The organism is Cytophaga sp., assembly GCF_051961495.1.
Taxonomy (GTDB): domain Bacteria; phylum Bacteroidota; class Bacteroidia; order Cytophagales; family Cytophagaceae; genus Cytophaga.
In genome coordinates this window covers 1-8,301 of sequence record NZ_JBQCDF010000252.1, presented here as the reverse complement: position 1 = coordinate 8,301, position 8,301 = coordinate 1, and the positions used below count along the sequence as shown (strand labels likewise).

At 41.5% G+C, this 8,301-nt stretch carries 8 protein-coding genes; 3 read left to right on the top strand and 5 right to left on the bottom strand.

Annotated features, from left to right (window positions below; all coding sequences use genetic code 11):
* Window positions 1–644 (top strand): OmpA family protein (locus ACTHJT_RS13995; protein WP_440239243.1); only part of this gene is annotated, 644 nt, incomplete at its 5' end.
* 63 nt (window positions 645–707) lie between these two features.
* On the opposite strand, the gene ACTHJT_RS13990 is transcribed toward ACTHJT_RS13995, so the two are convergent.
* From ACTHJT_RS13990 to ACTHJT_RS13970, 5 genes are all read right to left on the bottom strand, one after another.
* Window positions 708–1,355 (bottom strand): carbonic anhydrase family protein, encoded by a 648-nt coding sequence (locus ACTHJT_RS13990; RefSeq protein ID WP_440239241.1) that lies wholly within the window; start codon window positions 1,353–1,355, stop codon window positions 708–710.
* Between the two features lie 143 nt (window positions 1,356–1,498).
* Window positions 1,499–2,269: a TatD family hydrolase gene (locus tag ACTHJT_RS13985; RefSeq protein ID WP_440239239.1), complete on the bottom strand. Its 771-nt coding sequence runs from the start codon at window positions 2,267–2,269 to the stop codon at window positions 1,499–1,501.
* Window positions 2,270–2,432: 163 nt separating this feature from the next.
* Entirely contained in the window at window positions 2,433–3,563 is a 1,131-nt protein-coding gene (locus ACTHJT_RS13980) for a glycosyltransferase (protein WP_440239237.1), read from the bottom strand.
* The gene (locus ACTHJT_RS13975; protein ID WP_440239234.1) at window positions 3,560–4,222 is read right to left on the bottom strand and encodes a polysaccharide deacetylase family protein; all 663 of its coding nucleotides are present in this window, start codon (window positions 4,220–4,222) and stop codon (window positions 3,560–3,562) included. The genes ACTHJT_RS13980 and ACTHJT_RS13975 overlap by 4 nt, the downstream gene beginning before the upstream one ends.
* A gap of 131 nt (window positions 4,223–4,353) precedes the next feature.
* On the bottom strand, window positions 4,354–5,742 hold the full coding sequence (locus tag ACTHJT_RS13970; protein ID WP_440239245.1) for an oligosaccharide flippase family protein: 1,389 nt from the start codon (window positions 5,740–5,742) through the stop codon (window positions 4,354–4,356).
* 74 nt (window positions 5,743–5,816) lie between these two features.
* Here ACTHJT_RS13970 and ACTHJT_RS13965 point away from each other — a divergent pair, with 74 nt between their 5' ends.
* Window positions 5,817–7,337 carry an O-antigen ligase family protein gene (locus ACTHJT_RS13965; RefSeq protein WP_440239232.1) on the top strand — a complete coding sequence of 507 codons (1,521 nt, stop codon included), beginning with the start codon at window positions 5,817–5,819 and terminating at the stop codon, window positions 7,335–7,337.
* Window positions 7,334–8,203, top strand: a complete 870-nt coding sequence (locus ACTHJT_RS13960; protein ID WP_440239230.1) for a hypothetical protein — start codon at window positions 7,334–7,336, stop codon at window positions 8,201–8,203. The genes ACTHJT_RS13965 and ACTHJT_RS13960 overlap by 4 nt, the downstream gene beginning before the upstream one ends.
* Window positions 8,204–8,301 lie beyond the last annotated feature (98 nt).

Genomic DNA, 8,301 nt, shown 5'->3' with positions numbered 1-8,301 from the left:
CTGATGAGCTGAAAGCTGATCCTGTTTTTATCATTTATGGAAAGGTGCTGGACAAGGAAACAGGCAATCCGCTTGCAGATTCAATCAAATATTACAATTTAAATACAAACCAAGAGGCTGGAATCGCACGGACCAACCCGATTGATGGCAGCTACAGGATTGTTCTTCCTTATGGACAGGCATATGGTTTTCATGCAGACAAAACCGGTTATTATTCCGAAAGGTCAAGCATTGATCTCACGCAGGTAAAAACTTATACAGAGATTGAACGGAATCTATTACTTGCTCCTATAAAAGTAGGATCTCTGGTTACTCTCAACAATGTATGGTTTGTACAGAGTAAGCCTGTATTACTCCCTGACAGTTATGCAGAACTCGATAGCCTCGTTCAGATACTGAAAGACAATCCGACTATTAAAATTGAAATAGCAGGCCATACCGATAATATCGGGAATCCGAAACAAAATCAAAAGCTCTCTGAAGACAGGGTCATCGCAATTAAAAATTACCTGATCGATCACGGGATAGCAGCAAACAGGCTCACAGGTAAAGGTTACGGAAGTTCAAGACCAATCGCCAGTAATGACAAGGAAGAAACCAGAAGATTAAACAGAAGGGTTGAATTTACGATTATAAGTATGTAAGATTACCTGCAAAAAATATTGGAAGCTCCGTTGATATACCTGTATCAACGGAGCTTTTTTGTTTTAGTTCCCTCCTATAATCAATGTATCCTGATGGAAAGTAACTTCACCGGAAGTGATTTCATGTACGCCGCCAACAATACCGATCTGGCCTGCAAGGATCATTTCTTTCAATATCGGACTTCTCTCCATAATAGCTCTTACGGTACGTTTTACATTGATCACAGATACCTTTTCCACGAACTCGTTGTTGCTGGAAGTTCTGTTTTCAGTCGTAGTTGTTTCATCGTCAACCGCCGGTCTGATCTTGGAAAGCAAGGCTGTAAGGTTTCCCATCTCCACATGGTCGCAGGCACCTTTTATAGCTCCGCATTTGGTATGACCCAGTACAACAATAATTTTTGAACCTGCTACCTTGCAGGCAAATTCCATGCTGCCCAGGATATCTTCGTTGATGATATTCCCTGCAATACGTGCGCTGAAAATATCGCCCAGGCCCTGGTCGAAAATTAATTCTGCGGATGTCCTGCTGTCAATACAGCTAAGGATAACTGCAAATGGGTGTTGCCCATCGGATGTTTCATTGGCCTGCTGCAGGAGGTTACGGTTTATTTTCAGGTTACTGACAAACCGCTTGTTTCCTTCTTTTAAGAGGTCTAAGGCAATGGAAGGCGTAATCGACGCCTGCATTTCTTTCGTAAGAGTTTTCATTTTGTTTTTTCAGGGGTGGGATTAATGATACTTCTTTTATCCTTTGAAATTAATACATTTTGAGTCTTTATGATAAAGATTTCAACGGAGTTTTTTTCAATTACTTCTATTTACTTATAATATTCAGTAACTCTACTTATGCTTTAATGAGCTCTGAATAAATCTTTTGCGTTCTTTGTTGTCTGCTCAATCACCACTTCCTTCGGCATATGCAGCACATCTCCTATTTTCTGCGCTACCAGATCAATGTATGCCGGTTCGTTACGTTTACCGCGGTGCGGTACCGGTGCCAGGTACGGGCCATCTGTTTCCAGCACCACCTGCCCGATCCCGATCTCTGCAATCAAGGTATCAAGGCCCGCTTTCTTATAGGTCACCACGCCTCCGATACCAATCATCCAGCCATATGTTTTCAGAATCGTAACTTCTGCCAGCGAACCGGAGAAACAATGAAAGACCCCACGTAATCCGCGTTGCATATAAGGTTTCAATACTTCCAGCGATTCTGCATTCGCCTCGCGGCTGTGAATCACAATCGGCAGATTGTATTTCAAGGCCCACTCCGCCTGTATGTTCAGCGCATCCTGCTGTTGTGTTAAAAAACTTTTATCCCAGTACAGATCAATACCTACTTCACCCAACGCTACAAATGAACGCGCAGCAAGATGCTTTTCAATAACAGACAATTGTTCCTTGTAATCTTCCTTTACATAACAGGGATGCAGCCCCATCATGGCAAAACAATACCGGGGAAAATCTTTCTCCACGGCATACATAGGTTCAATGGAATGCACATCGACATTCGGCATGTAGAAGGCTTCCACGCCTGCATCAATCGCCTGTTGAATCAATTGGTTGCGGTCTGCGTTGTATTCTTCTGAATATAAATGAATGTGTGTTTCGATGATGCCCACGGGAATAATTATAAGTTATGAATTATGAATTAATATCTTTCATTAATAAAGCCATGTCTAATACATAAACTTTTTTCAAGACATAAAAAATTGTCAAAGCCGTCTTATCCAAGGAATGTAATTTATACTTCATATGCCTTCATTCATAATTTATAATTCATAATTACGAAGGTTGTATATCCTTGCCTTTATACGTGCGTCCTTTCCATTGTACGCCCAATGGCAGCAGCTGATATGTAAATAAGAGCAGCGGGAAGAAATATCTGTTCAATTCGAATAAATATAAGTCTTTCCGTACATGCCGGATTCCGGTTTTCTGCGCCACCCCTTGAATAAACATTGCCTGCAGATTTAAAATCGTGAGCCAGCACATCAATACCCACGGCCAGGGCAAATATACGAAAGCCAATACCAATACCGCAAAATAAACGGCCTGCATGGCCAGGAACGTGAGTAGTACAACGGGTAAACGCATAGCGCCCGACAGCCAGCGTTTGCGTTGTTTCAATACACTTCCTAAGGTATGTAAGGGCGCAGATACCGCAGTAGATGATTCGTCCAGCAGGTTGCGGAATGCCCAGCCTTTTGCAAGCGCTGCTTTAAATAGCTCCAGGTCTTCGGTTACAGAAAATTCAAGATTTTCATACCCTCCGGTTTCTTCATAACAACAGGTACGGATCGCCATGTTGTTACCAACAGCTGATACGGGTATGTTCATTTCCGAAACAATGTGAACCATGCCGAAAGCATACGCCCAATCAACCCGCTGGATGCGGTCGAATATTTTTTGCCCCTTTACTACCGTAGCGCCGGATACAATTCCGGTACGCTCTTCAAATGCGCCTAATAATCCTTCAATCCAATAGAGCGGTACTTGTATATCCGCATCTGTAATAAACAGAAATTCGCCCGTGGCTTTGGCTGCCAGTTGTGCCAGTACATTTGCCTTGCCCTTCGCCTTACTCGTGCTTTCCTGAATGGAAACAAGTTCGAAACCAGGTTTGTCCTGTATATATGCGTTAACCAGTGTATACGTGTTATCTGAAGATTGATCATCTCCCACCAGCACTTGTATGCGGCCAGCCGGATAATGCAGTCTGCTGATTGCCTGCAAACAGGCAATGATATTTTCTTCTTCGTTGCGGGCTGCAATTAAGATAGAAACCAGCGGCTTTTCTGCTTTAGAGAAATGTGCAACGGGTTTGTAATAAAAGAATAAACGAATAAGCAGGATACTTTGAAAGATGATGTAGATGCTTGCATAAGCAAAAAAAATAAATGGCAGCCAGCTCATAGAGTTTTAAACTGATACCCTTTGCTTAAGCATTCTTCAATGTATTTCGGTAATGCATAATCCAGGTTGTCCATTGCTTTGAGGCTATCATGAAAAATAACAATCGATCCATCACGGGAATCTTTAACGGCTGTATGTAAACATTTTTCAGCGCCTCTGATTTTATCGAAATCCCCGGTGATCACGTCCCACATGATAATGCGGTAAATCGTTTTCAGGTAATCACACTGTGCCGATTTCATCTTTCCATATGGCGGTCTGAAAAGGCGAACCTCTTTCCATTCCTTTGGCATATCCAGATCTTCTTCCAGTTTTTCCATCATGGCTTCGCAGGCCATAATGTTTGCGAAATAATAATCGTCGGCATGTGCCCAGCCTTTTAAGTGGTTGTATGTATGATTCGCTGTACGGTGTCCTTCCTGTAAAATGCGTCTGTAGAGCTCCGGGTATTTTTTAATATTATCACCGACACAGAAAAAAGTAGCTTTTACATTATAGCTTGCCAGCAGATCCAATACAAACGGTGTTGCCTGTGGCACCGGACCGTCGTCAAAAGTAAGGTAAATGGTTTTCTTTTTTTCTTTGCCCTTCAGTCGCCATTCTGCACCGGAATAAAACCGGGAAAACAGCCATCCTGAATGATTGAAATATAAGCCCATGAGTAACTACTCTTAATTATTATTTAACGGATCTGAAAAAATCCCTCTGAATTTGAATACATGCGTAAAAATACATCACCTGTTTTTACTTTCATAAGATAAGTAAGTAAAAATCAAAACATAAAGCAAATTTATAATTTATACAACGTATGATGCAGCTTTAGAATCATTGCAGAGACAAGTATAACAACACCTGCGCAGATACCAGACATCCACCAATGAAGTCCGTAATATTCAGCTACATAAAATGCACCATAGGTTATTGCAGCAATTACCAATAGTTTAAAAAACAATTGGTATTGAAGCTGCACTTCTTTTTTAATCAATATATAAATCAGATAAGACACTGAAATAACAAAATTACTGATCACAGTAGCAATCGCTGCCCCTGAAATACCAATTTCAGGAAGCAGGAACACATTCAGCACAACATTCAGTAAAATACTGACAATTAAAATCTTATTCATAAAAAACTCTCCGCCTGTTGCAGAAAGCAAAGTACCCAGGCATGCAAACATCGCATGGATAAATACCGCACCAAATAAGATCTGCAGACACAGAGACATTTCTGCAATTTCAGCAGGGGTACTGTTTCCTAATAAAAAGAAAAACTGTTTGCTGTGAAACCATACAAAACAGGATATATAGATCATCGGCACACCGCTTACTACCTGAGCCATGGACAAGACTTTCGCCAGGTCTTTCGGACTGTCCTTTACATAAGCAAAGCGCGCGAAAAACATTGGCAATACAATCCAGAGGAACATCATAAATGCATCCAGCCAGCGATATGCAGCAGCATACAGGCCCGAAGCGTGTTCACCCAGCATTCGTTCAATCATTACCTGGTCTATTTTATCATGCAGTGAAAACAGGATCGTTATAAATGCAAACGGATAGGTCTCTTTGACGATCGCAAGCCATTCGGCACGGCTCCATCTGAAGATAAATGCTTTGGGTGAATAGATCTTAACAGCAGGAATCGCAACAAGCACCAGTGCAACAGCCATGGCCGCCAGACGCGCGGCTGTATAATTTTCGAGGCTGATACCTGTAAGCAGCAATATGCCTGTAAATACAATCAACAGGGTTTTATCGGAGACTGATGCAAAAGAATCGAGACCGAAAAACTGGGAAGCCTGGAATTTTGCTCGTATGTACATCAATAACTGATACACACTATAGCAGGCACTGATCAATAGCAGCAACACCAATTCAAATCCGTTGTAGCCCATCAGATAACCGACCATCAGCATAAAAACAGGATATACAATAGCCAGGATTAATTTAAAAGAAAAGTAGACCGAAAGATGTTCCGGAGATTTTTCCGTTTCAGAGGCAAACTTTTTAGTCAGGAATTGGTTGATGCCAATATCCAGCAATACAATAAATAAAAAGGATAATGCATTAAGCGCTGCAAACAATCCGTATTGGATGTGACCGATCCTATCCTGAACCATGTTCTCTAACAATAAATTGAGTGGCTTTATCGTTAGGTTCAAAAAGATAGCGAGAGCAATATTTTTATATAAATTTCTTATCTTTCGAAGATTTTAAATACAATAATACGCAAATACAATAGACTCTCAATACATTGAATTTTAAAAAAAATATAGGCTTAGAAGATATACGCTCCAGCAGAGATATACTTCTTATCCTGTTTTTTTCTTTATTCTTCATTCTTGGATTTTCATTTGAAAAATATGCGCTTGCACTGATTCCGTTCGCATTGCTTTTTACCATACTGGTTTTTCAAAACCTGAAACTTGGTTTCTACTGCGCAGCCATACTCCTGCCTCTTTCCATCAATATACCTGCCGGCTTCATACCGGTAACGCTGAATACCCCCCTGGAACCGATTCTATTCACCTTAACTTTATCGGTGCTTTATCATATACTCTTTAAAGGCACCAACCGGAGCCTGCTGTTTCATCCGCTTTCAATACTTGCTGCTGTTTTGTGCACGCTATATCTGACCAGCAGCTGTTTTTCGACGATGCCGCTGGTATCGCTGCGGATCGTCCTGCAGAACCTGTGCTTTATTATCCCTGCTTTCTGGGGACTGCTTTACTGCAGTCAGGAAGATTCATACTTCCCGGTTAAAGTTTTAACCGCTGCCCTGATCTCATTTACCGTACTTTGCTTCATACATTTTTTTGAACACGCGCAATACAGCTTCAGCCGGATGTATGCCGCAGACATCCCATATCCGTTCTATACCGATCATACCATCTATTCTGCCATGGCTGCACTTATGATTCCGCTGGCCTTTATCCGGATGACCTGGTATGCACAACGGAACACTTTAAAATTCTTATTTTACACAATCGTTTTCCTTCTTTGTATATCGGCACTGATCCTGTCCTATAGCCGCGCAGCGCTGCTGAGTATCATCGTGGCCTATGCCTTGTATCTGATCATTAAACTCAGACTGCACTGGACCATTATATGTTCCATGTTGCTGCTGGCAGTCATCGTCCTGTTCTCACAGCAGGATAAAATCCTCATGTCGCTGCGACGCAACCAGACCGAATCAAAAACAAAAAAGACAGATGTTGAAAAGCAATTGAAATCCATGGTGAACGTAAGCAACGACGTATCCAACCTGGAGCGGATCAACCGCTGGAATTCGGCCTTCCGCATGATCAAAGAAAAACCTTTCCTCGGCTTTGGTTATGGCACTTATCAACATCAGTATTTTGCATATCAGAAAGAAAGTGAAATGACTACGATCAGTATCCGGAATCCTCAAGCCCGATATTTATCCGGTACAGGCGGAACAACCCATTCAGAATATTTATTGATGGCATCGGAAAACGGTATACTTGCAGGCGTAACTTTTACGTTATTGGTATTCAGTTCCATCTGGCTCATGCTTAAAAATTTAAAACAACTGCATTCAAAATCGTATGAATATTATGTAATCATGGGGCTGGGCATGAGTCTCACAACCTATATTGTACATAGCTTTTTCAACAATTTTCTTGATACATCAAAAATAAGCTTTGTGTTCTATGCAATGCTTGCAGCACTGGTTTCTCTGGATATAAACATCCGGGAATCCCATACTAAAAAATATTTAACTAGATTTACCGATCAGAATAACCTATTATGAAACGAGACCTTACAATCATTGATATTATTGGTTTGTTTTCCAAAAACATAAAGCTGTTTATCATTACAGGAAGTGTTGCCCTGGTTGCAAGTGTGATCATCTCGCTGTTACTGCCCGTCTATTATAAATCTACCTGTATCCTCTATCCGTTCAACCCGGAAGCCATTGACCCGAGAAACGTTGACAAGGCTGCAACGCCTTATGGAACTACGTTTGACGGGGATCGCATCATGGCGCTGGCAGAATCCAGAGAAGTGCAGAATGCAATTGTTGAAAAATATAACCTGCTTTCCCGATACAAGATTGACCCCAAAGATCCGATTGCCGGTGTGAAAGTACGTGAAAAACTAGCCTCCAACATGGCGGTATCAGAGAACTCTTTCAGTGCCATTGAAATCAGCGTCTTTGACGCAGACCCGGATACGGCAGCCATGATGGTGAATGATATTGTTGCCAAAGTTGATGAATTGAATAAAAGACCATTGATCGAGGTAAACAGAAAAATTTTCGAATCGTACGAACAGATTGTTGCTTCCAAATACCAGGATATAGATTCCCTGCAACAGGCTTTTGACAAGGTGGAACTTAAAACTGCGAAGAACCGCTCAGATATATTCTCCATGGAAATGGTCTCTGCCATGAGCGATCTGAAAGCGGCCCGTAAAAGTCTGGAACTGATCAAAAGTGATTTCAGCTCCATCAACATCATTCAGCCGGCAGAAGCTGTAGCAAAGAAAGCAAAACCTCAGCGTGCCATCATTGTTCTGGTTTCTGTGTTTGCCACATTGGCATTAACATTTCTGGTATTATTGATCAAGGCGTTTTTCAAAATCTCGCTTGAGAACGAAAAGCAACATGCAGCTTAAAACTGTATACGGCAGCTCAACAACGTTATATCGTCGTTATAGGCCCGGCTGCCTTTAAAATTCACGGTTTCCTGAATTACCTTTTCAATCATTTCAGT

What these genes read in the sequence shown, in the direction of transcription:
- ACTHJT_RS13990 (WP_440239241.1), bottom strand. Translation starts at nt 1,355, where the DNA reads ATGAAAACTCTTACGAAAGAAATGCAGGCGTCGATTACGCCTTCCATT.
- ACTHJT_RS13980 (WP_440239237.1), bottom strand. Translation starts at nt 3,563, where the DNA reads ATGAGCTGGCTGCCATTTATTTTTTTTGCTTATGCAAGCATCTACATC.
- ACTHJT_RS13975 (WP_440239234.1), bottom strand. Translation starts at nt 4,222, where the DNA reads ATGGGCTTATATTTCAATCATTCAGGATGGCTGTTTTCCCGGTTTTAT.
- ACTHJT_RS13960 (WP_440239230.1), top strand. Translation starts at nt 7,334, where the DNA reads ATGAAACGAGACCTTACAATCATTGATATTATTGGTTTGTTTTCCAAA.